This window comes from Exiguobacterium sp. KKT215 (genome assembly GCF_055635335.1).
Genome location: NZ_CM145756.1, coordinates 1,151,813 through 1,174,817 on the forward strand (window position 1 = coordinate 1,151,813; position 23,005 = coordinate 1,174,817).

20 protein-coding genes and 2 tRNA genes are annotated in these 23,005 nt (G+C 50.6%); 18 read left to right on the top strand and 4 right to left on the bottom strand.

The annotated features are described in order from the left end of the window. Positions 1 to 52: 52 nt before the first annotated feature. Positions 53 to 1,450 (top strand): NAD(P)H-hydrate dehydratase, encoded by a 1,398-nt coding sequence (locus ACZ2GZ_RS05970; protein ID WP_214802711.1) that lies wholly within the window; start codon positions 53 to 55, stop codon positions 1,448 to 1,450. A gap of 69 nt (positions 1,451 to 1,519) precedes the next feature. On the opposite strand, the gene ACZ2GZ_RS05975 is transcribed toward ACZ2GZ_RS05970, so the two are convergent. The 3 genes from ACZ2GZ_RS05975 to ispG all read right to left on the bottom strand — a co-directional run bounded on the left by ACZ2GZ_RS05975 (position 1,520) and on the right by ispG (position 4,572). Next, a protein-coding gene (locus ACZ2GZ_RS05975; protein WP_470295176.1) for an IS3 family transposase occupies positions 1,520 to 2,682 on the bottom strand; the annotation gives its coding sequence in 2 pieces (ribosomal slippage) (positions 1,520 to 2,406 and positions 2,406 to 2,682; 1,164 coding nt in all). A 115-nt stretch (positions 2,683 to 2,797) separates the two neighbouring features. After that, positions 2,798 to 3,379, bottom strand: coding sequence for a hypothetical protein (locus ACZ2GZ_RS05980; RefSeq protein ID WP_236355694.1), 582 nt, complete (start codon positions 3,377 to 3,379; stop codon positions 2,798 to 2,800). Positions 3,380 to 3,450: 71 nt separating this feature from the next. After that, complete coding sequence (gene ispG, locus ACZ2GZ_RS05985) at positions 3,451 to 4,572, bottom strand: flavodoxin-dependent (E)-4-hydroxy-3-methylbut-2-enyl-diphosphate synthase (RefSeq protein WP_021065716.1); 1,122 nt, start codon at positions 4,570 to 4,572, stop codon at positions 3,451 to 3,453. 217 nt (positions 4,573 to 4,789) lie between these two features. Here ispG and ACZ2GZ_RS05990 point away from each other — a divergent pair, with 217 nt between their 5' ends. Beyond that, positions 4,790 to 6,475: a methyl-accepting chemotaxis protein gene (locus ACZ2GZ_RS05990; protein ID WP_214802708.1), complete on the top strand. Its 1,686-nt coding sequence runs from the start codon at positions 4,790 to 4,792 to the stop codon at positions 6,473 to 6,475. Between the two features lie 43 nt (positions 6,476 to 6,518). Here ACZ2GZ_RS05990 and ACZ2GZ_RS05995 read toward each other — a convergent pair whose 3' ends face one another. Further along, on the bottom strand, positions 6,519 to 6,965 hold the full coding sequence (locus ACZ2GZ_RS05995) for a hypothetical protein (RefSeq protein WP_251136272.1): 447 nt from the start codon (positions 6,963 to 6,965) through the stop codon (positions 6,519 to 6,521). A gap of 180 nt (positions 6,966 to 7,145) precedes the next feature. Between ACZ2GZ_RS05995 and ACZ2GZ_RS06000 the strand changes: the two genes are divergently transcribed. From ACZ2GZ_RS06000 to ACZ2GZ_RS06075, 16 genes are all read left to right on the top strand, one after another. Next, positions 7,146 to 8,789: a Na/Pi cotransporter family protein gene (locus ACZ2GZ_RS06000; protein WP_214802705.1), complete on the top strand. Its 1,644-nt coding sequence runs from the start codon at positions 7,146 to 7,148 to the stop codon at positions 8,787 to 8,789. A gap of 108 nt (positions 8,790 to 8,897) precedes the next feature. Beyond that, positions 8,898 to 8,974 (top strand) — tRNA-Met (locus ACZ2GZ_RS06005). Between the two features lie 5 nt (positions 8,975 to 8,979). Next, positions 8,980 to 9,053: transfer RNA gene (locus ACZ2GZ_RS06010), tRNA-Ile, on the top strand. Positions 9,054 to 9,178: 125 nt separating this feature from the next. Continuing rightward, entirely contained in the window at positions 9,179 to 10,648 is a 1,470-nt protein-coding gene (locus tag ACZ2GZ_RS06015; RefSeq protein ID WP_214802702.1) for an alpha-amylase, read from the top strand. A gap of 83 nt (positions 10,649 to 10,731) precedes the next feature. After that, positions 10,732 to 11,340, top strand: coding sequence for a superoxide dismutase (locus tag ACZ2GZ_RS06020; protein WP_021065721.1), 609 nt, complete (start codon positions 10,732 to 10,734; stop codon positions 11,338 to 11,340). Between the two features lie 166 nt (positions 11,341 to 11,506). Then, positions 11,507 to 13,564: a peptidoglycan D,D-transpeptidase FtsI family protein gene (locus ACZ2GZ_RS06025; protein WP_214802699.1), complete on the top strand. Its 2,058-nt coding sequence runs from the start codon at positions 11,507 to 11,509 to the stop codon at positions 13,562 to 13,564. Between the two features lie 153 nt (positions 13,565 to 13,717). Beyond that, positions 13,718 to 14,656 carry a PstS family phosphate ABC transporter substrate-binding protein gene (locus ACZ2GZ_RS06030; RefSeq protein ID WP_214802696.1) on the top strand — a complete coding sequence of 313 codons (939 nt, stop codon included), beginning with the start codon at positions 13,718 to 13,720 and terminating at the stop codon, positions 14,654 to 14,656. An 84-nt stretch (positions 14,657 to 14,740) separates the two neighbouring features. Beyond that, positions 14,741 to 15,685 carry a phosphate ABC transporter permease subunit PstC gene (pstC, locus tag ACZ2GZ_RS06035; protein ID WP_214802693.1) on the top strand — a complete coding sequence of 315 codons (945 nt, stop codon included), beginning with the start codon at positions 14,741 to 14,743 and terminating at the stop codon, positions 15,683 to 15,685. 1 nt (position 15,686) lies between these two features. After that, positions 15,687 to 16,598, top strand: coding sequence for a phosphate ABC transporter permease PstA (gene pstA, locus ACZ2GZ_RS06040; protein ID WP_214802690.1), 912 nt, complete (start codon positions 15,687 to 15,689; stop codon positions 16,596 to 16,598). Between the two features lie 103 nt (positions 16,599 to 16,701). Beyond that, the gene (pstB, locus tag ACZ2GZ_RS06045; RefSeq protein WP_251026185.1) at positions 16,702 to 17,463 is read left to right on the top strand and encodes a phosphate ABC transporter ATP-binding protein PstB; all 762 of its coding nucleotides are present in this window, start codon (positions 16,702 to 16,704) and stop codon (positions 17,461 to 17,463) included. Positions 17,464 to 17,478: 15 nt separating this feature from the next. Continuing rightward, positions 17,479 to 18,141: a phosphate signaling complex protein PhoU gene (gene phoU, locus ACZ2GZ_RS06050; RefSeq protein ID WP_214714626.1), complete on the top strand. Its 663-nt coding sequence runs from the start codon at positions 17,479 to 17,481 to the stop codon at positions 18,139 to 18,141. Positions 18,142 to 18,259: 118 nt separating this feature from the next. Continuing rightward, positions 18,260 to 19,030 carry a DUF4912 domain-containing protein gene (locus ACZ2GZ_RS06055; protein ID WP_214714628.1) on the top strand — a complete coding sequence of 257 codons (771 nt, stop codon included), beginning with the start codon at positions 18,260 to 18,262 and terminating at the stop codon, positions 19,028 to 19,030. Positions 19,031 to 19,044: 14 nt separating this feature from the next. Beyond that, positions 19,045 to 21,246 (top strand): 1,4-alpha-glucan branching protein domain-containing protein, encoded by a 2,202-nt coding sequence (locus tag ACZ2GZ_RS06060; RefSeq protein WP_214714630.1) that lies wholly within the window; start codon positions 19,045 to 19,047, stop codon positions 21,244 to 21,246. Positions 21,247 to 21,330: 84 nt separating this feature from the next. After that, positions 21,331 to 21,495 (top strand): 50S ribosomal protein L33, encoded by a 165-nt coding sequence (gene rpmG, locus ACZ2GZ_RS06065; protein ID WP_255313299.1) that lies wholly within the window; start codon positions 21,331 to 21,333, stop codon positions 21,493 to 21,495. Between the two features lie 55 nt (positions 21,496 to 21,550). Continuing rightward, the gene (locus ACZ2GZ_RS06070; RefSeq protein WP_131471269.1) at positions 21,551 to 22,105 is read left to right on the top strand and encodes a 5-formyltetrahydrofolate cyclo-ligase; all 555 of its coding nucleotides are present in this window, start codon (positions 21,551 to 21,553) and stop codon (positions 22,103 to 22,105) included. Continuing rightward, a complete protein-coding gene (locus ACZ2GZ_RS06075; protein WP_214714632.1) occupies positions 22,084 to 22,854 on the top strand; it encodes a DUF92 domain-containing protein in 771 nt (256 codons plus the stop codon). Before ACZ2GZ_RS06070 ends, ACZ2GZ_RS06075 begins: the two co-directional genes overlap by 22 nt. Positions 22,855 to 23,005: the final 151 nt, after the last annotated feature.

Below are 23,005 nucleotides of genomic sequence, written 5' to 3' on the forward strand. Positions count from 1 at the left end.
GGGATTGTGGATGCAATCCCTTTTTTGTCGAATCAAGAGAGGGGGAGTCGAGATGATTTACACCGCAGCCGAAATCAAACAAGCCGATGCGACGGCGCTCCGGCAAGGGATGCCGGCCGACGTGTTAATGGAACGGGCAGCATCGGCCGTGGCGGCCCGTCTGACCTTCCGGCCACGCTCGTCGGTGCTCGTCATCTGCGGCACCGGCAATAACGGTGGGGACGGCTGGGTCGTGGCTCGAGAATCGGCACAGCGAGGGTGTGACGTCTTTGTCTATGCCCCATTTGGCGAACCGAAGTCGTCGGAAGGGGAACGGCATGCAGCATATGCGCGCCGTTTCGTCACCATCGTTGAGGAGCCTCGAGACGCCGATTATGTCGTCGACGCCTTGTTCGGGGTCGGATTTCATGGTCCGGTCACCGGAAAGGCGAGGAACGTCATCACTTGGATTCGTGAACAGTCGGCGCCGGTCATAGCGATCGATGTGCCGTCCGGTGTCCCAAGTGATGAGGCGTCAGAATTTGACGGACATGCGGTTAAGGCAGATTCGACGTTTTCGCTACACGGCTATAAGCGGAGTGCCTTTTTAACAGAGACGGCCCCATACTATGGGACGGTCGAGGTAGTCGAGATCGGACTGCCTCACACGTCTGAATGGCGCGTGTTGACCGAGTCAGACTTTGATCGGGGCTTGCTCGAGCGCGACCCGTACGGTCATAAGAATCGATATGGACATGGATGTTTGATTGGCGGCAGCCGTCATTTGATTGGAGCCCCGTTTTTGGCGGCCCGGGCGGCGCTACGGACTGGCATTGGCTTACTGGACCTGGCCATCCCATCGGAGGCGCACATCATGGCATCGAGTTTACCTGAGGCGATGTATTACGACATCGATGAATTGCCGGACAAGGAGTATGCAGCTACGGCGATTGGGCCAGGTCTCGTCGACGATGAACGGTCGGACCATTTATGGCAAACCGTCCGTCGTCAATCGAAACCGCTGATCGTCGATGCGGGCGCCTTGACGACGGAACATCTCGAAGCAGAAGGTCCTCTCACGTTGACGCCGCACCCGGGAGAGTTCGCTCGCTTGACGGGACGATCCGTCGCCGAGATTGAAGCGGACCGGTTCCATATCGCGTCAGACTTCGCACGGCAACATGGGATTCACCTCATCTTGAAAGGGACGCATACGCTCATTGTCAAACCAGACGGGACGGGGGCGGTCAATACGGTTCAAGCCGCGGCGCTCTCGAAAGGAGGGAGCGGCGACGTCTTGACCGGAATGTTGCTCGCGCTCTGGGCGCGGACGGACCGAATCGACACCGAGTCGTCCCCGAACGAACAAGCCGTCCTATGGCACGCCTTGGCGGCACAAGCCGCGAGTCGGCAGATGCATCCGGCGAGTGTCCTCGCAACGGACGTCATCGAAGCAATCGGACGCATATAAAAAAGCCCCGTATACAGTGGATATTCTAGACTGACCTAGCGAAATGAGACACTAATAAAAACACCTTGATTAGGCTGCCATCCCACCGTATTTTATCGGTGTGAGGTAGCCTAATTTTTCTTGGATACGTTCTTCGTTGTAGTAGGTCAAGTAATGGTTCACCCGTTCATGCACTTCCTGGTCGCTTAACGAGTTGAACTTGACGTACTGGAAGCCCTCAGACTTCAAGTTCGAATGGAATGATTCGATCACCGCATTATCCCAACAGTTGCCTCTTCGAGACATGCTGCTCGTCAGATGGCTCCTCTTAACGAAATCTTGAAAGGCATATGAGGTATAGACACTTCCTTGGTCCGAATGGATGATGACCCCTTCGGGGTTGTTCCGGCTTTCCAACGCCTTCTTTAACGTATCGATGACAAGGGGCGTCTGTTGATGCTCGTACAACTTATAGGCAACGATCTCATTGTTGAATAGGTCGATGATGGTCGAAAGATATTTCGTCGTGCTCCCGTATTGGATATAGGTGATGTCCGTCACCCACTTCTTATTCGGTTCACTGGCCGTGAAGTCTCGTTTGAGAAGGTCAGGTGCGATGATGATGCTCTCACCCTGAGACCTCCATTTTCGTTTGGGTTTGATCCGACACTGGAGATGGTGCTTTTTCATGATTCTCTGTACGGTGTTCCGGTTTGCTGTTAACTCATAGTTTTGCTCTAACAGGGCCTTTATCTTTCGATGTCCATATCGATATTTCGTATTCTTACATACTTCGACGATTGCTTGCTCTAGCACCGAAGGGTGCTTCACCGGTTCTCTGACCCAACGGTAATAGGTTGCCCGTGGCACGTCTAGGACACGTAGGATCGTCGTGATCGTATATTTCCTCTTCAGGAGTTCTACAGTCTTTAGGATTACTTCTTTCTCAACTCTCTTTCGATCTCCATGAATTTTTTTAAGATTTCGTTCTCCGTCTTCAGGTGGGATAGTTGACGCTCTTTCTTGTCATCCTCGCTGGCGGAATCAGGACCAAGTCCGTAGGTGTACTGCTTCCCGATCGGCTGGTCAAATCGATAGATTTCATTGGACCGATACCATCTCATCCATGTGTGGATCTGGGACTCACTTTTGATTCCGTGTTTCTCCATGATTTCTCTATTCGTCAACTCACCGCTCAGTTTGTCTTTCACCACTGCCCATTTCACTTCACTTGAATATACGTTTTTGCCCACGCAAAAACACCTCCGATGCTAGCACTTTTTTAAAGTGTACCACTGCGAAGGTGTTTTTATATTGTCTCAAAAATTTAGGTTAGCCCATTCCTATCCAACGTATATGGGGCTTTTTTTAAATGGTGATGGACTTGGTCGTCTCGAAGCGATTGACGATGTGGAGCGCCTCGTTCCAAGATGTGATCCGTTTCACCCCGTCCGGTAACGGTTTGCGGTTATACGGCGCATCGAACAACAGGACCGGAATGGTCGTCTGTTCATGGATCGAGATCGCGTTCTCATAACGGTCCTCCATGAATAGGTCGAGTTCGAGCTGTTTGACGACGCCGACCTTGTCATGGCTCCCTGTCATGATGAGCGAGTCGAGTGGGAGTTCATGCTGCCGAATCCACTCCTCTGTGACGGCGCGGACGGCTTCGCTGCGGGCCGTGACGTAATGGAGACGGTGTGCTTTTCGCATGTGCCAAAGGACGTCGTTCACTTCAGAGTGGGGAAGTGAGCGACGATAAATCGCTTCCTCGTGGCCTTGCTCAATCATGAAGCGCCAAAACGCTTCTTGCGTCATATCGGTATACGTATGCAACTCGTATTCGGTCGCTTGATGATAATCGATGGCGTACCCGAGTGCGTCGTTCATATAGTGAAAACAACTTTGCGGATCCGTGACGGTTCCGTCGAGGTCTATTCCAATGTGCATCTTCGTCCCTCCTTGCTCATAACCCTTATTGTACCAAAAGCCCGCTCGGTTGCAACCGAGCGGGCGAAGGATTAGTTAGATTGGTTGGCGAGTTCTTGCTCCTCGAGTTCGCGAGCGGCAAGTTTCTCGGCGACAATGGCGTCGATTTCTTTCTTCAACTCTTCGACCATCGTGGCTTCAGGCACTTTACGGATGATTTTCCCGTGACGGAAGAGCAGGCCTTCGTTGCGGGCACCGGCGATGCCGATATCGGCTTCACGTGCTTCACCCGGTCCGTTGACCGCACAGCCGAGCACAGCGACCTTGATGTTGACGTTAATGTTTTGGATATACTCTTCCACTTCTTTCGCAATCGAAATCAAGTCGATTTCGATGCGTCCACATGTCGGGCATGAGATGAGCGTCGCCGCGTTGGCCGCGAGACCGAACGATTTGAGCACTTCTTTGGCGACTTTGATTTCTTCGACCGGGTCGTCAGATAGTGAGACACGGACCGTCGAACCGATACCGAGCGAAAGGATTGCCCCGAGGCCGGCAGCAGACTTGAGTGATCCCGAGAAGAGCGGGCCTGATTCCGTGATTCCGACGTGGAGCGGGTAATCGAACGTCTTGGCTGCGAGCGTATACGCTTCGAGGGCCAAGTTTACGTCAGATGCCTTAAGCGAGATGATTGTGTTATAGAAACCGAGGTCTTCTAAGATTTTGACGTGGTGCATGGCACTCTCGACCATTCCTTGAGCCGTCGGATAACCGTACTTTTCAAGGAATTGCTTTTCGAGTGAGCCGGCGTTGACACCGATGCGAATCGGGATGCCTTTTGCTTTAGCGGCGTTGACGACCGCTTCGACTTTCTCGCGACGACCGATGTTACCCGGGTTGATTCGAATCTTATCGACACCGCTCTCGATGGCTTTGAGCGCCAATTTGTAGTCGAAGTGAATATCGACGACGAGCGGGATATTGATGCGGCTCTTAATCTCAGCGAGGGCATCGGCAGCGCGCTCATCCGGACAAGCGACGCGGACGACTTGGCAGCCTGCTTCTTCAAGACGCAAAATTTCGGCGACGGTCGCTTCGACGTCATGTGTTTTCGTTGTCGTCATCGACTGGATGACGACCTCATTCGATCCCCCAATGATGAGGTTGCCGACACGAATCGGACGGGTTAATGAACGATGCAAAATTTCTGACATATACGTAATCTCCTTCTTTTGGAAAGGTTCCAATCGATTTAAGATGAGTGGTTTCCTTATTATCATAACGAAATGTTTGTGAAAAAGCACCCGGCAAGCGCTTGCGAGATGTGCTCTTACGAAACGCTAACGTTATCTTAACAGATGCTTCATAATTTTCCACCGTCTGAAGACCGATATATTCAATGAAATGACGTGTGAAGAGGTGGAATGAAGGATGTTGAAGCGATTTAAACGATTGAAGAGGATGAAGCGTCGAAACGAATGGACGATGGCAAGTCGGTTGACTTGGACGTTGATGCCAATCATGCTCATATCATTTTCAATTGTATTCGGTTGGTTCGCCATGAAAGCCGAACAGTTGATGACCGACGAAATCGAAAAACGGTTGCATCGAGAAGCGACTGTGATGCGGGAGACAATCAAGACGACGTATGGTGCGTATGTCGCGAACGAAAAGATGTTAACCCGTTCTTTAAAATCGACGTATATGCAACAGGCTTCGATCCTAGCTGCAGACGGACTCGAAGCGAGTCAGTATTTGGTGACCAATGATAATATCGAAAAATTGAGTGGGAAAAAAGTTGAAGACCGGTTTAGCAATCGCCTAGATGAGATTTTAGTGGAAGACGTGAGTGTCAGTGATCAACATGATGAGTTTATCGTTGCGACGCCGATTCCTGAACTTCAGGCTCATTACGTCATTGTTGTGACGAAACAGTCGGTACTCGGTTCGATGTGGGCACTACGAGAAATCGTCTTCGTTGGCCTGATCAGTATGCTCGTGTTCATGATTGGCTTGTTTGCCGTCATGATTCGTCGTGAGGTCAAGCCGTTGACGCAGTTTGCCGAACGATTGCGTGAGTCGGTGGCGACGCGCTCATTCACAGCAGTTACATTAGACGCCAACTCAATTGAAATGCGAAGTCTAGAGCAGGCATACAATACGTTAATTGGATTATGGACGCGCTCGCTCGTGACGATGACCGAGACGTCAACAGCATTCGAATCAAGCTTGCCGCTGTTCAGAAGACAACTGGAGGCGAATGAACAGCAAATCGTGGGCTTTAAGGAAGTAGCGGCAACGGTCGCGCTGACAAGTCAGTCTTACCAGTCGTTCACGACCGAGTCGACCCATCGGTTTACCGATATCGCTGCCCACGTTCGTTCATTCGAAAAAGATATCGCTGCAATCGATCAACGGACAGAGTTACTAAATCGAACGATTGCTTTAGAAATGGAATCGTTCTCGAGCGTCAAAGGAGCGAGTGAATCGTTTGCCATCAAAGCGGCAGCGGTCCAGCAACGATTATTAGACAGCGAGGCGACATCAGAGCGAGCGGATGATGCGCTAAAGAAAATCCTTTCTGTCGCGGCTGCGACGAAAATGTTAGCGCTCAACGCCTCGATTGAAGCAGCACGTGCCGGTGAACATGGCAAAGGATTTGCCGTTGTCGCCAGCGAGGTCGGACAGTTGGCGAAAGTGACGAACGAATCGACGTTATCCGCTGTGGCTACGATTGAAGCCATTCGGCAAGAACGAAGCGAAGTGTTCATGGAAATGGAACGCTTCGAATCCGACATTAAATCATTAGGGGCAGCGTTACGTGACGTCGAAGCGGGGATCGAGAAAATTGATCACGAGGTCACAAAACAAATGAGCCAATTCCAAGCGATCACGGAACAGACATCGCAAACCGGACAGCAGTTGCTTGAAATGGCGGAAGCGAATGGTCAATTGACCGAAATCGGAATGATGCTCGAGCAAAAACTGCATGACTTACAAGACGGTGTCGAAGAATGGACGGATACACAACGAGCTTTACAAACGGCAGGAACCCATCTCGGCAATCAAAGCGAACGTCTTCACGACGTCTTGCATGATTTGGCACCACTCCAATAAACAAGGCCGGACGAGCGCATAGAAGCGTTCATCCGGCCTTGTTTTATGATGTTCGTTTAATCGGGATTCGCGATAATGGGAAGACTAGATAAATGAATAATAGAAGAATCCCGAACCACGACGCGGACGGAGAAACGTGATACAGGACGACGAGACTGACTGTCGGAATGAGCGACATCGCGACCGCATACGGCCATGCTTGTCGATACGGCCACATCTTTTTCGTGCGCCATTTCGTGACGAGTTGGACGAGGAGGGCACTGAGGGCGACGAGTCCCATATAGAAGAAGAAAATCGCAAACGCATGTAAGAACAACCACATCGGCCAAAAGAAATTTGGTTGTAACACGATGTAATCGAGTACCGTGACGGTCAACGTCAACACTAAACTCGCCATCATATAGGCGTGAAGCGGGGCCAAGCGGAGACGTAACGCCTGCTTGGACGGGTAAAGGCTATGGAGGATAAACTGAATCGTTGTCTTGAACATAAATGGAACTCCAATCTGTTATAGTACAAAACTAGAAAAACAAACAAAAATCATACAGTGGTTTAATAAAACCTTAACATTAAACCTGTTTACATCGAATGGGTGATGCGGGCATAATGAGTAGGGCATTAAAAACCAAGCAAACACAACTAATTCATAATCAAAAGGAGTACAAAAATCGTGGAATACAATTTGCAAGAAATGTTATTCATGTTTTTTGGAGGATTAGGGATCTTCCTCTTCGGTATCAAATCGATGGGAGACGGCCTCCAAAAGTCAGCAGGTAACCGCCTGCGTGACATCCTTGATAAGTATACATCGAATCCGTTCCTCGGAGTACTAGCTGGTATCATTGTAACAGTCTTAATTCAGTCATCGTCAGGTACGACTGTCATCACGGTCGGTCTTGTCAGCGCCGGGTTCATGACGCTCCGTCAAGCAATCGGGGTCATCATGGGGGCGAACATCGGTACGACAGTGACCGCGTTCATCATCGGTTTCGATGTCGGCGCCTACGCGTTGCCTGTTATCGCCGTTGGTGCGGTGTTGATTTTCTTCTTTAAAAAAGAAAAGTTGCAACATTTGGGTCAAATCTTCTTCGGTTTCGGGATGCTGTTTTACGGTCTTGAGCTCATGGGAGAAGGTATGAAGCCGCTCCGTTCGAGCGAATACTTCATCGACTTGACGCAATCAATGAGTGATAACCCGTTCCTCGGTGTCGTCGTCGGTACGGTATTCACTGTCATCGTCCAATCGTCATCAGCAACGATCGGGATTTTGCAAGAATTGTATGCCGGTGGATCAATCGACTTGGACGCGGCACTTCCAGTCTTGTTCGGAGACAACATCGGGACAACGATTACAGCGGTACTCGCTTCAATCGGTGCTTCGGTAGCAGCCCGTCGTGCGGCAGCAGCCCACGTCATCTTTAACATTGTCGGGACAATCTTATTCATGATTGCACTCGTACCGTTTACAGCATATATTTACTGGATCACAGATGTTTTAGCGATTGAAGACAAGATGCAAATCGCCTTCGCCCACGGGACGTTCAACGTCGTCAACACGTTCATCCAATTCTGGTTCATCGGAACGATTGCTTGGATCGTGACGAAAATGGTTCCTGGTGAAGATTCAATCGTCGATACGAAAGCACAGCATTTGGATCCAATCTTCATCCAACAGTCACCATCGATCGCCGTCGAACAAGCGAAGTTTGAAGTCATCCGCATGGGCGACTTCGCAAAACTTGGACTTGATGAAGCGCGCAACTATATGACGACTGGCGATAAGAAACATGCCGAGAAGTCAGCGCACATTGAAGAGGCGCTCAACTCGCTTAACTCAAAAATCACAGATTACCTCGTGAAACTCGCTGCCGTTGATTTGACGGAGCAAGAATCACAAGAACATAAGACACTCATGCATGCCATCAACGATATCGAGCGAATCGGTGACCACGTCGAGAATATTATCGAATTGATCGATTATAAGACGGCGACACGTGTCACACTATCGACCGGTGCTCAGAAAGAGTTGACGGAAATGTACGATTTGACACGGGCCACGCTCGAGAAGTCACTTCAAACGTTGGCGAGCGGAGACATGGTCGAAGCGCGTCAAGTCATCGAGATGGAAGCGAAACTCGATATGCTGGAGCGTCAGTTCCGTAAAAATCACGTCGTCCGCTTGAATACAGGTGAGTGTGACGGCCAAGCCGGTATGTTCTTCGTCGATATGCTCTCGAACTTGGAGCGCATCGGTGATCACGCCATGAACATCACAGAAATCACGCTTGAAGATAGAAACGAAGCAACAGTCTAATCCAACGGTCCTTCCGGCTCATTTGAGACGGAGGGACTTTTTGGTTCAATGTGACTTTTGATTGACAGTGACGCGTTCATTCAGTATATTATTACTGTATAACAACGTGGCGGTGTAGCTCAGCTGGCTAGAGCGTACGGTTCATACCCGTGAGGTCGTGGGTTCGACTCCCTCCGCCGCTACCAATAAAGGACCCTTAGCTCAGCTGGTTAGAGCAGACGGCTCATAACCGTCCGGTCGTAGGTTCAAGTCCTACAGGGTCCATTTTGTGAACAGCTTTCTGATGAAAGCTGTTTTTTGTTTTCATTTTTAGTTTTCAAACTCGAAGTCCTGGGTAAATATCCGTTAGCATTTTGTTTTTTGAAAAATATGAAATGAGGCGAAGCGAGATGGAACGAAATCATACGATGATGCAATTTTTTGAATGGCACGTCCCGGCTGATCAGAAACATTGGAAGCGATTGAAAGAACGAGCTTCTGAATTGAAGGAAGTCGGAATTACCGCATTATGGTTGCCCCCTGTCACGAAAGGACAGAGCGACGAGGATACGGGATATGGCGTGTACGATTTGTATGATTTAGGGGAGTTTGACCAAAAAGGAACGGTCGCGACCAAATACGGAACAAAAGAGGAATTACTCGAGGCGACGAAGCATGCCCAAGAACTTGGAATGCAAGTCTATATGGATGTCGTCTTAAACCATAAAGCCGGGGCCGATGCGACCGAGAAGTTCGATGTGCTCGAAGTCGACCCGGAAGATCGCACGAAAGTGCTGTCAGAAGAGCCGTTCGAGATTGAAGGCTGGACCAAGTTTGATTTCGAAGGTCGAAACGACAAACATTCCTCTTTCAAATGGAACTTCCATCACTTTAACGGTACAGATTATGACGCTGCGAACGACCATAGCGGTATCTTCTTCATCCTCGGTGAAAACAAAAAATGGAACGACAACGTCGATGACGAGTTCGGTGTCTATGACTATTTGATGTTCGCCAATATCGATTATCACCACCCAGAAGTCCGTGAAGAAGTTCTTAGCTGGGGCAAGTGGTTTATCGAAGAGACGCAGTGCGACGGGTTCCGACTCGATGCCATCAAACACATCAACTATGATTTCGTTAAAGAGTTCAGCCAGAAAATGAAAGCTGAAAAAGGCGACAACTTCTACTTGGTCGGTGAGTTCTGGAAGTCAGAGCTCGATGCATGCCGTGAGTTCCTCGACAACATCGATTATCACGTCGATTTGTTCGACGTGCCGCTCCATTACAACTTGCAGCGTGCCTCGACAGAAGGAGAATCGTTCGATATGCGGACGATCTTTGACGATACGCTCGTCCAGTCCCACCCGCTCCACTCAGTGACGTTCGTCGATAACCACGATTCACAACCGGCGGAAGCACTCGAGTCATGGGTCGAAGATTGGTTCAAACAAATCGCCTACGGTTTAATCTTGCTTCGCCAAGACGGGTACCCTTGTGTGTTCTATGGGGACTACTACGGCATCAACGGACCGCACCCGGCCGATGGGAAGAAAGTGGCAATCGATCCGCTCCTTTATGCACGCCGGGAGAAAGCGTACGGTCAACAGGACGACTACTTCGATGACGAACACGTCATCGGTTGGGTCCGTCAAGGTGTCGAGGAGATCGAGCGTTCGGGTTGTGCTGTCCTCATCTCGAACAGTGAAGCAGCCGAGAAACAGATGTTCGTCGGCGAGCACCGTGCCGGCGAGAAATGGGTCGATTTGACACAGACCGTCGATGAGGTCATTGAGATTGATGAAGACGGACATGGGGTATTTAAAGTAGCGGCAGGTTCGATTTCGGTTTGGGCGTTACCTGAACAAGACGTCGAGTGAAGCATTACAATTGAGTCGACCGTCACAAATCTGTTACATTTAAAACGAACGTTGTTCAAACCAATTTAAGGGGGATTTTAGTTATGGCTAAATTTGAATTACCACAACTTGATTACGCATACGATGCACTTGAACCACACATTGACGCACGCACGATGGAAATCCACCACACGAAACACCACAACACTTACGTCACGAACGTAAATAATGCACTCGAAGGAAAAGACGTGAACTACTCTTCACTCGAAGAGTTGCTTCAAAACCTCGATTCACTTCCTGCTGACATTCAAACAGCGGTCCGCAACAACGGTGGCGGTCACTGGAACCACTCATTCTTCTGGAAATTGTTGAAGAAGAACGAGAACGGTGCTCCGACGGGCGAACTCGCTTCTGCAATCGACGAAGCGTTCGGCAGCTTCGACGCGTTCAAAGAGGAGTTCACGAAAGCAGCGACAACACGCTTCGGCTCTGGTTGGGCTTGGCTCGTCGTGAAAAACGGCAAACTCGAAGTCACATCGACTCCAAACCAAGATTCACCGATCATGGAAGGCGTTCAGCCAATCCTCGGTCTCGATGTTTGGGAGCATGCGTACTACTTGAACTACCAAAACCGTCGTCCGGATTACATTCAAGCGTTCTTCCATGTCATCGACTGGGATTACGTCGCTAAGCTCTACGCAGACGCAAAATAATGACACAGTCCCGGGATTCGATTGAATCTCGGGATTTTTTCTACATTTCATTATTTTGTAAACAAATTATGATATAGTGAAAATCGAGTCGAAAAATAGAAATAACACTGACATATAGGTCACCTATACTTATAGAAGGAATTGAATCAGAAAGGAGACAACTGAATTGGCCAGAAACCGTGTGAAAGTGCCGAAGAAACGGCGCAACCACCTTCCGTTGCGATTGAACTTATTGTTCTTTATCGTCTTCATCTTATTCGCGACACTCATTTTCCGTTTAGGCGTCGTCCAAATCGTCAACGGTGAGTTGATTGCCCGTGAAGTTCAGAAGACCGAATCAAGCAAAATCAAGTACGAGGTACCGCGCGGTAAAATCTATGACCGCAACGGCCAAGTGCTCGCCGACACCATCTCGAACTACTCGGTCATGTATCGCCGGTCGCAAGTGACGAAGACGGAAGAGCGGCTCGAAGTCGCCATCAAGCTCGCGGAAATCGTCGACGTGCCGGAGAAGGACCGTAAAGTGACGGAGCGGGACCGCAAGGATTATTGGATTGCCATCGATCCGGAGCGCTCGCAAGAACGGGTCCAAAACCTGTTGGCTGATTTATCGGAAGAAGAACGGGCCGCCATGTCGAACCAAGACGTCGACCAGTTGTTGCTCGATTCCATCACGGACGCGGAAATCACGTTTGATGATGCGACCGAAGAAATCATCGCTATCAAACATAACATGGAGTCAGGCTATGCGCTCGACCCACAAGTCATTAAAATCGGGGCGTCTCCAAAAGAAATGGCACTGATTGAAGAAAACTTGGAACTGCTCCCTGGCGTCAGTGTTGAACCGTATTATCAGCGGGATTATCCGTTCGGTGAGACGTTCCAAAGCTTCCTCGGAAGTTATCGTCAAATCCCAGCCGAGCAGCGCGCTTCGTATCAAGCGAAGGGGTATGGCTTGAATGATCGGGTCGGAACGTCTTATCTCGAACAACAGTATGAGGACGTGCTACGCGGGACCCCGGCCTATGACGTCTTCACGACGTATAAAGGGGAACCGGTCGGAGAACCGACTCGCGTTAGCGGGAACCCAGGGAAAGATATCATCTTGTCGACGGACATCGAATTCCAAAAAGAAATCGATGAGATTTTGAAGAAAGCGATTCGAGCCGGCCGCTCGGGCAGCCCGCACTTTGACCGTGCCTTCGCCGTCGTCATGAACCCGCAAACGGGTGAATTGCTCGCCCTCTCGGGACAAGAGCTCGACTATGAAACGAACGAATTCAAAGACGTCTCGACCGGGACGGTCCTGCGGGCGAGTCAAATCGGCTCGACAATCAAGGGAGCGACGGTCGCGTTCGGACTTGAAGAAGAAGTCATCCAACCGGGTGAATATATTTATGACACGCCGATTCGTATCGGTTCGTCACTTAAGTCGTCGTACCGGAACATGGGGAACATCAACGACCTTGATGCCCTCGCGTTATCATCGAACATTTATATGTTCCAAATTGCCCTGCGGCTCGCCGATTACTACTCGACCGGCCAAATCGTCGGAGAGAACGTGACCGAGGCATTCAATACGATGGAACATTACTATAAGCAGTTCGGACTCGGAATTGAGACAGGGATCGACCTCCCATATGAATCAATCGGATTCCGTAGCGTACCGGACCGTGTTACGCTCCTCATGGATATGTCGATCGGTCAGTTCATCTCATACACGCCGATTCAATTGGCGCAGTATACGTCGACGCTTGCGAACGGCGGATACCGGATTCAACCGCATCTCTTGAAAGAAATCATCGAACCTGGCTCGCTCGACGAAGCGAACAAGCAAGTCGTCAGCACGTTCCAACCGAACGCGCTCAATAAAGTCGATATTCGTGATGAATTTCTTCAACGGGCGCGCCAAGGATTCCGGCAAGGGGTCGAGAGTGGAACGTCTCGTATCCTGCAACAGACGGGAATCACGGCGGCCGGTAAGACCGGTACCGCTCAAGCGATCGCGGAAGGGCCAGATGGTCAAGCGAAGCGAAACGCGAACGGTGAACCGATTAAGACACTCAACTCGAACCACGTCGGCTGGGCGCCATATGATGACCCGGAAATCGCTTGGGCCATCATCATGCCAGGCCTCGAGGCGGAAGGGATCAACACCCGTGTCGCGCACGACATCATGAAGGCGTATTTCGACTTAGAAGACGTCCAAGCACAGATTCAATAAAGAAGTCACTTCGGTGGCTTCTTTTTTTCGTCTTTACAATTCTTTTACGTTCCGTTTATTTCTCGTTAATAGTAGTTTATTAGGATGTTAATTGTAGGACAGAACAACGAAGCCACAACACAAATCAAAGCAAACTCAAGGAGGACGTCAGAAATGTCTTGGATGAAAAAATCAGCTTTAGTCGCTTCAATCACTTCGGTGGCCATCATCGGTGCCGCGTGTGGGAATAATGAAGAAGGTGGCGGCGCAGCCGACGGTGAAGGACTTTCAGGTAAAGTCGTCATGGACGGTTCGTCAACAGTCTTCCCGATTATGGAAGCCGTAGCCGAAGAATATTCAGCTGAACAGCCAGACGTTGAAGTCACGGTCGGTGTCTCAGGTACGGGTGGCGGATTTAAACGTTTCGTAACAGGCGAGACAGACTTCTCGAACGCGTCACGTGAAATCAAAGAAGAAGAAGCGGCTGAAGCCGAGAAGAACGGTGTCGAGTATACACAACTCGCTGTCGCTCTCGATGGTCTCTCGCTCGTCGTCAACCCAGAGAACGATTGGGCTCAAGACATCACAATCGACGAACTCAACAAGATGTGGACTGACCCTAACGTGAAGACATGGAAAGACGTACGCTCAGACTGGCCAGACGAAGAAATCTCATTCTTCTCACCAGGTAAAGACTCAGGAACGTTCGACTTCTTCAATGAAGCCGTCCTTGAAGACACGGACATTCGTGAAGACGCGCAATTGTCAGAAGATGATAACGTCCTCGTGACAGGGGTCGCCGGTACGAAAGGTGCGATCGGATTCTTCGGTTATGCGTACTACATTGAAAACCAAGATACGCTTCGTGCGATGAACGTCGAAGGCGTCGAACCGACGACAGAGACGATCAACGATCTTTCATACCCGCTCTCACGTGAGATTTACACATACGTGAACAACGCGTCATTGAAAGATAAGCCACAAGTCGCTGACTACACACGCTTCATGAACGAAAATGCAGCAGCACTTTCTGAAGAAGTCGGATATGTCGGCATGGAGCAAGCCCGTTACGATGAGAATGCCAAAATGATCGACGAGATCGCTGGCGAGTAAATAGCGCAGATGGCAGAAGGTGAGACTCGGTCTCGCCTTCTCGCCGTGCTTTCTAGTATGAAGAGGTAGGGAGCGATACACGAGATGAATCAACCAAACAAAGGGTTTTCAATTCGAGAGATGATTGAAATCAATAAGAAAAAGAAATATAGTACGACGAACGTGTTTGATAAAATCATGCCGTTCTTATTATTCTTGAGCGCATTCGTTTCGGTCGTCACGACGGTCGGCATCGCGTTCACACTCGGTTTTGAACTGTTCAAGTTTTTCGAGCGTGTACCGGTCGCCGAATTTTTAGGCTCAACCGAATGGTATCCGCTTAGTGCCGATCAACGGTTCGGCGTCTGGGCCCTCGTCATGGGGACTCTACAGATTACCGTCATTGCCATGATTGTTGCTGTACCGCTTGGTTTGGCGTCAGCGATTTATTTGAGCGAATATGCGTCTGAACGTGCTCGCACGATTTTGAAGCCGATTCTTGAAGTACTCGCCGGTGTTCCGACGATCGTCTTCGGATTTTTCGCCTTGTCGTTCGTCACACCAATCTTGCAAGCGCTCATTCCTGGATTAAAGATTTATAACGCGCTTAGTCCAGGGATTGTCGTCGGGATTATGATTATCCCAATGATTGCATCGATTTCGGAAGACGCGATGAGTGCTGTTCCGAAAAAGATTCGGGAAGGGGCGCTCGGACTTGGCGCGACACGTCTCGAGGTCGCCATCAAAGTCGTCATGCCAGCTGCTCTATCCGGGATTATCGCCTCGATCGTCCTTGGGATGAGCCGGGCCATCGGTGAGACGATGATTGTGACAATCGCAGGTGGGTCGCAACCGAACTTCGAGTTCAACCCACTTAACGCGATTCAAACGATGACGGCTTATATCGTCCAAATCGCCAAAGGTGATGCAGGATATGGAACAATCGAATACTACAGTATCTATGCGGTCGGTGCGCTGTTGTTCGTCTTCACCCTAGTGATGAACTTGTTCGCGAACTGGGTGACGCGCCGCTTCAGAGAGGAGTACTAATATGGCATTGCCGAACAGTGAGTTCAAGAATACGAAGAACTTGATGGACCGTGATTCCGTTTCACAACGAATCAAGCGTCGTCTCCAATTAAATGAAATCTTTAAGTACGTCTTTTTAGCAGGACTTGTCTTTGCCCTGCTCGTCCTATCGACATTGATTTATGATGTCGTCTCTAAAGGTGGCGGTTGGGTGAACTTGGACTTCCTCCGCAACTTCCCGTCGCGCCGTCCGGAACAGGCCGGATTGTATCCAGCCCTGATCGGGACGCTCTGGTTGATGGTGCTCATCGTCCCGATGGTCTTCATCGTCGGTGTCGGTGCTGCCATCTATTTAGAGGAGTACGCACCGAAAAACCGGATCACGTCGTTCATTGAAGTGAATATCTCGAACTTGGCCGGTGTCCCGTCAATCGTCTTCGGATTGCTCGGTTTGACGATTTTTGTTCGCATTATGGAACTTGGGAACTCCATCATGGCCGGTGCGTTGACGCTCGGGTTGATGAGCTTACCAATCGTCATCGTCGCCTCACAAGAAGCGCTCCGTTCCGTCAAGATGGAATTGCGCCACGCGTCACTTGCACTCGGAGCCTCGAAGTGGCAGACGACGTTCAACGTCGTCTTGCCGTCAGCGATTCCAGGGATTATCACGGGGATCATCTTGGCCGTATCACGTGCCATCGGTGAAACGGCCCCATTGATTATGGTCGGTGCGGCGACGTTCATTTCGACGACGCCAAGTAGCGTGTTCTCTGATTTCACGGCGCTTCCGATTCAAATCTACAACTGGACGAGCCGTCCACAAGCTGAATTCCAAAACTTAGCAGCTGCCGGAATCATCGTATTGATGACGATGTTGATCATCATGAACTCGGCTGCCATCTATATCCGTAACAAGTACACGAACCGACATTAAGTCGTAGCAGGTAACGAGGAGGACTCTCGAGATGATGAAACAAAAAGAACTCAAAGGAGATCATGAAGTGAATACAACGACGACTCAACCAACCGGAACGGTGATGCAAAAAGACAGTGCCTATGTCGTGAACAACTTGAATTTATGGTACGGCGACGATCAGGCATTGATCGACGTCAACCTCGACATCAAGAAAAATGAAGTGACGGCCATCATCGGACCGTCTGGTTGTGGGAAGTCTACGTTCATCAAGACGTTGAACCGGATGGTCGAGCTCGTGCCGTCTGTCCGTACGAATGGTGAAATCTTGTATCATGGCCGCAACATCTTCGATCGTGACTATAAAGTGGAAGATCTTCGGACATCGGTCGGCATGGTGTTCCAACAACCGAACCCATTCCCGAAATCGGTATATGACAACGTGGCATACGGGCCACGCACGCACGGCATTAAAAACAAAAAAGTGCTTGACGAGATTGTCGAGCGCTCGCTTCGCGGCGCTGCAATCTGGGATGAAGTAAAAGATCGCTTGAATGAGAATGCCTATGGCCTCTCGGGTGGACAGCAGCAACGTCTCTGTATCGCCCGGACACTTGCCATCGAACCGGACGTCATCCTTATGGATGAACCAACGTCGGCCCTTGACCCAATCTCGACTCTCAAAGTCGAAGAGCTCGTCCAAGAGTTAAAAGAGCAGTACTCGATTATCATCGTTACACACAACATGCAGCAAGCGGCCCGTGTCTCGGATAAGACAGCGTTCTTCTTGAACGGAGAAGTCGTCGAATTCGATGCGACTGACAAAATCTTCTCGAATCCAACGGACAAACGGACTGAAGACTATATTTCTGGCCGGTTCGGTTAAGAAGGGGAGACTACCATGGCACAAAATCGCACATTTTTTGATATCAAGTTAACTGAACTAGAAGATAAAGTCGTTCGCTTAGCGAATTTGACGATGCGTCAAACGGCTACGGCCATCGAAGTGCTCGAAAAACACGATCTCGAGCTCGCCCAGACGGTCATTGACAACGACAATGAACTCGATGATCTCGAGCTCGAAATCAATGACGAGGCGATTCTATTGATCGCGAAACAACAACCGGTCGCGACTGACCTGCGTCGCTTGATTGTGACGATGAAATCGGCGACAGACCTTGAGCGCATCGCGGACTATGCGACAAACATTGCCAAAGCCGTGACCCGCATCGAACACGTCCCGTACGTGTTGGATATCAAGCCGCTTAAGCAAATGGCCGAGCAGTTGATTGACATGCTCGAGCTGGCGACGCGTGCTTATCGAAAAGGCGAGGTCAGCCGAGTCCGTGACTTGAACGAGATGGACAAAGTCATCGATGACTTGAACTTACAAACAATTAAGCAATACATGGGCTCTGTGCCGACGATGGCTGTCGGGACGAACGACGTCTATGAATTTTCGAACATCGCCCGCTACTTAGAACGGATGGGCGATCACGTGACCAATTTCGGCGAACACCTCATTTTCCTCGAAAAAGGGAAACATTATGATTTAAACCAGTAAGAAGAGTGGTAAAGAACAACAGACCAGTTGTTCTTTACTTTTTTTTGTGCAGGAATTCACGGGTTGGAGGCGAATAGTAGAACACATGGATTTTTTTTAGGAAGGGAGCCACAAATAGATGGAAGAGAAAATCGTTTCCTTGAAGCAACAAGGACTAACGTTAAAACAGATTGCAGAACAATTAGACATGCCAGTCGGGAAAGTGCAGTACGCTTGGCGTAAATGGCGTTCCCAACACGGCGAACCAGCCAAACCGGTAGCCGCCGCTCCAAAACGAAAGACCGAAGGGAAGAAAGCAATGAGTCCGAAACCGAAGCAAGTACCCGCCTCATCTGGGACGCAGGTCGCTTCGACGCTGCAACATGAGCTGCCAGTCCAATCACCACTGTTAGATAAAGGCCCAGACGGGTTCTGGAAGCTTCCAGACCGCTATGATCAAGATTTGATGCATGCGGTCGTCCAATCGCCGAACGCCGTCTACGTCTTTTGGGAAGTGTCTGACAGCGTCAAAGAGACGTTATCGATGCAGTTCATGCGTCCGTGGGAAGATTTGCCGAAGGCGTTCCGGATCCTTGACATCACGTTGCTCGATTACGCGAGCGGTCATGCGAACCGGTCGTATACGTTCGAATTGCCGGAGATGACGAACAGTTGGTTCGTTCGGCCACTCGACCCGAACACGACGTATGTGTTCGAGTTTGGCATTCGGACGATGGAAGGGGAGTTCCTTCCGTTGCTCGCGTCTTCACCGATTGATACGCCACGGGCAGAGCCGGCCGGCCATGGTCGTTTCGCTGAACCGGTACGACGTTGGCAATACGGGGAAGTCGAGTCTCCTGAACTTCTCGACACGCTACCTAAATATTCTGCATATCGATTCGTGCGCTGAGGAGGATTTATTTGATGAAACCAGGTTATTTTTCACTCGTCCTTCATGCCCACCTTCCGTACGTGCGACATGAAGAGAAACACCGCTTAGAAGAGAGATGGGTGTATGAAGCCATCTCCGAGACATATATCCCGATTCTGTGGCAAGTCGACCGTCTGCAGAGACCGCTCCATTGGACGGTCAGTATCTCACCGCCCGTCGTCGAGATGCTCGCCGACCCGCTCGTCCAGGACCGTTACGTGGAGCACTTGGATGAGATGCTTGAATTGATTGACATCGAGCTCGCCGAAGGGCGAAGCGAACCGGAAGTCGAGACGCTTCATTTTTATCGTCAGCGCTACAATGACTTAAAAACGACGTTTCTTCATTGGGAGAAAAACTTGAACCATGCGTTCCGTACATATCGTGAGCAAGGGTTCATCGATATGGTCACATGTACGGCGACGCACGGCTTCAACCCGCACTTGTTCACGGAGCAGGCCGCCCGCGCGGAAATCCGTACCGGTTTGAACTGTTTCGAGCGTCATTACGGGTTCCGCCCGACCGGTATTTGGTTGCCGGAGTGTGCCTATACGCCGGGTGTCGACCGCATCTTGTACGAGGAAGGCGTTCGTTATACGTTCGTCGATGAGCACGCTTTACTCGATGCCGACCCTACTCCGGACAAGGGGATTGGCGCACCGGTCTACTCGCCGCATGGCGTCGCCTTGTTCCCGCGTGACCAAATCATCTCCGGGAAGATTTGGAGCTCGATGATCGGGTATCCGGGCCATCCTGACTATCGCGAGTTTTATCGTGACCTCGCCTATGACCGCGACTGGGCGTATATTGAAAAGTTCATGCACCCAGAAGGGATTCGATTCGATACCGGTCTGAAGATGCACCGCATCACGGGCGACTCGGATGAGAAAGACTATTATGTCCGCGCCTGGGCCGAACATCAAATCGACAACCACGCCCTCGATTTTGCGCAGACGCTCGAAGGGCATCTCGAGGCCCATGGTGGACAAATGTTCCCGCCGTTCCTCGTGACGGCACCGTTCGATGCCGAGTTGTTCGGACATTGGTGGTTTGAAGGACCTGAATTCCTCGGCAAGGTCGCCGAGCGGCTCGAAGAGTTCGGAATCGAGACGATTACGCCGGCCCTGTTCCTCGAGCGCCACTTCCAAGACCTCGAGACAGTACACGTCTCGATGAACACGTGGGGGCGTAAAGGTTATGGTGACGTGTGGATCAACGAGCGCAACGAATGGATGCTCCGCCACTTGCACATGATGGAGACACAACTCGTCAAAGACGTGGCCGATTATCGTCACGCCTCACCGCTCGTCGATCGTGCGCTCATTCAACTCGTGCGACATTACGTCCTCGCCGTATCGAGTGACTGGGCCTTCATCCTCGACGGACAGACGACGGCTCAATATGCAGCCGAACGCTTCCGCGAGCACACACGCCTGTTCGCTGAGCTCGAGACGGCACTGTATCAAGACAAGTTATCGGATGAACTGCTCGCCGACCATTATCGCGCGTATCCGTTCCTTGATGATGTGGACATTGACATCGACACGTTCCTGTCTCCGCACGACTATTACGTGACTGAGGAACGTGACAGTGAAGGCGAGGCGATTCTCGTCTTGACGCCAGAATATACAGGCAACGTCGTCGGTGATCTCGGACGCCGTGTCATCGACGAGGTCGAAGCCCGGGCGGCGGAAGGCGAGACGGTGTACGTCTTGACCCCGTTCAAGGAAGGGTTACCGGAGTATGAACGTCACAACCACGTCCACGTGTACCGCGTTCGTCTGACGAGCCCGTTCTTGGAGCACGTGATGAACCAAGTCGCGGCCCAAAACGTGGCGTACGTCAAACTTGCGCATGAGCTCGTGGCCAAAGTTCCGTTCAAAGCGATCCATCAATTTGATTGGATGACGATTCCTGCGGCACGTTCGCTTGCGAAAGCACTACAAGTTCCGTTATACTCAACTATGTTGTCCTTTGAAACGACCCGCAATCCGCACGGACACGGCGGTCTGTTCGACGCGATTCACCGAATCGAGAACAGCGTCCTCGCTGAAGCCGACACGGTGTACATCTGCGAACAACTATCGACTGAGGAAGTCGGAATGCGCTATGCGATTGGTGATAACGTAAAAACCTGCCTGCCGCTCGATGCTTCGCCATACGGGCAAAAACGTTTGAAAAAGAACACGAAATAACCTTGCTTTTTCAAATAAAAATTGGTAGGATAATTGAGTATGCTTAGACTGTAAAGCAAAAGCACTTGATACAACATTAGTAAGATGGGAGTGAAAGAAATGCGCGTTAAAATCACACTAGCTTGCACAGAAACAGGCGATCGCACGTACATCACGAAGAAAAACAAACGTAACAACCCAGAGCGCCTCGAATTGCGCAAATACAACCCACGTCTCCGTCGTCACACGCTTTACCGCGAAGTGAAATAATGAGACTGGCCGTCACTCATGTGGCGGCCTTTTTTTTGAACAAGGGGGAATTGAAATGATTGAAAAGAAACAACTTCGGCAAGCCGTACATCGTCAAATCCGTGAACTCGACGACCGGTCGGACCGGGACCGCGTCATCATACATACATTGACCGAACTGAAGGCGTGGCAAGAGGCGGACACGGTGGCTGTCACGCTCGCCCTCGATTTAGAGATTGATACGTTGCCGCTCATCCGCTTAGCATGGAAGGCAGGAAAATCGGTGTTTGTGCCGAAAGTTACGAAACAGGGACTCACGTTCCATGAGATTCATTCGCTAGAAGACCTCGAGCCGGGCGTCATGAATATATTGGAGCCGACGACTGAAGCGACGATGCGCTCGATTGACGTCTGTATCGTCCCCGGCCGCGTGTTTGACCGGTCCGGCTATCGAATCGGATGGGGAGGCGGCTATTATGATCGCTACCTCGCCACGTACAAAGGGACGACCATCGCGTTGGCCTATGACGTTCAACTGCTCGATGAGATCCCGATTGAGCCACACGACATTCCTGTCGAATTCATCGTGACGGAAAGGGAAACGATTTTATGTTCGCCATCTTCCTTGTAACTTGTTTGGTGGCCTTTGCCGGCTATCGATTGCGCTCGTTGACCCGCTCCGGTGCCGTCTTGACGGTCGTGACGGGGACGGTCATCGGCTACGGTTTCGGTTGGTTCGGGCTCTATTTACTCGGTGTCTTCTTCTCGACATCGTCGCTCGCCTCGAAATATCGTGCCCGGGACAAGGCGCCTGTCGATGAGATTGTTGAGAAATCGGGTCCCCGTGATTTCGTACAAGTGCTCGCCAACGGGGGCGTCGGCATGGTAACGGCGCTTGGAATGATTTTTGCGCCAAACGACGCCTGGTTATTCGCTTATGTCGCCTCGATTGCCGCGGCGACGAGTGATACGTGGGGATCTGAGTTCGGCGTCCTCGCCAAGCAGAAACCGCGCTCGATTCGGACGTTCCGTGAAGTCGAACCGGGAACGAGTGGTGGGGTGTCCGTGTTCGGTACGGTCATGTCGATCGTCGGGGCCACGGTCATCATCCTCGCCGCGCTTCCATTTATCGAGATTGATGTGACGTTCGCGCTCGTCTTGATCGCCCTCGGATTGAGCGGCAGCGTCGTCGACACATTGTTAGGGGCCACGGTGCAAAGGAAATACCGATGCCGTGTGTGCGGCAAGTTGACCGAGAAGAAAATGCATCATCGTGAGCCGACGGCTTATGTGTCGGGCTGGCGTTTTCTCGGCAATGACGCCGTCAACTTTTTGTCGATTGCCGCGGCCGCGACGATTAGTTTCCTCTTGTTACGATGAGGGTAGTACAGAAAATGTAGATGTTTCAAACGAATGTGAATTTTGTCACAATATCGCCAAAGTGAAAACGGTTTCCTTAGTAGTGAGTGTTTGTGAATGATGTTACAATCTTTATGTAACAGACATAACAAAAACATGAAACAGATTGTTC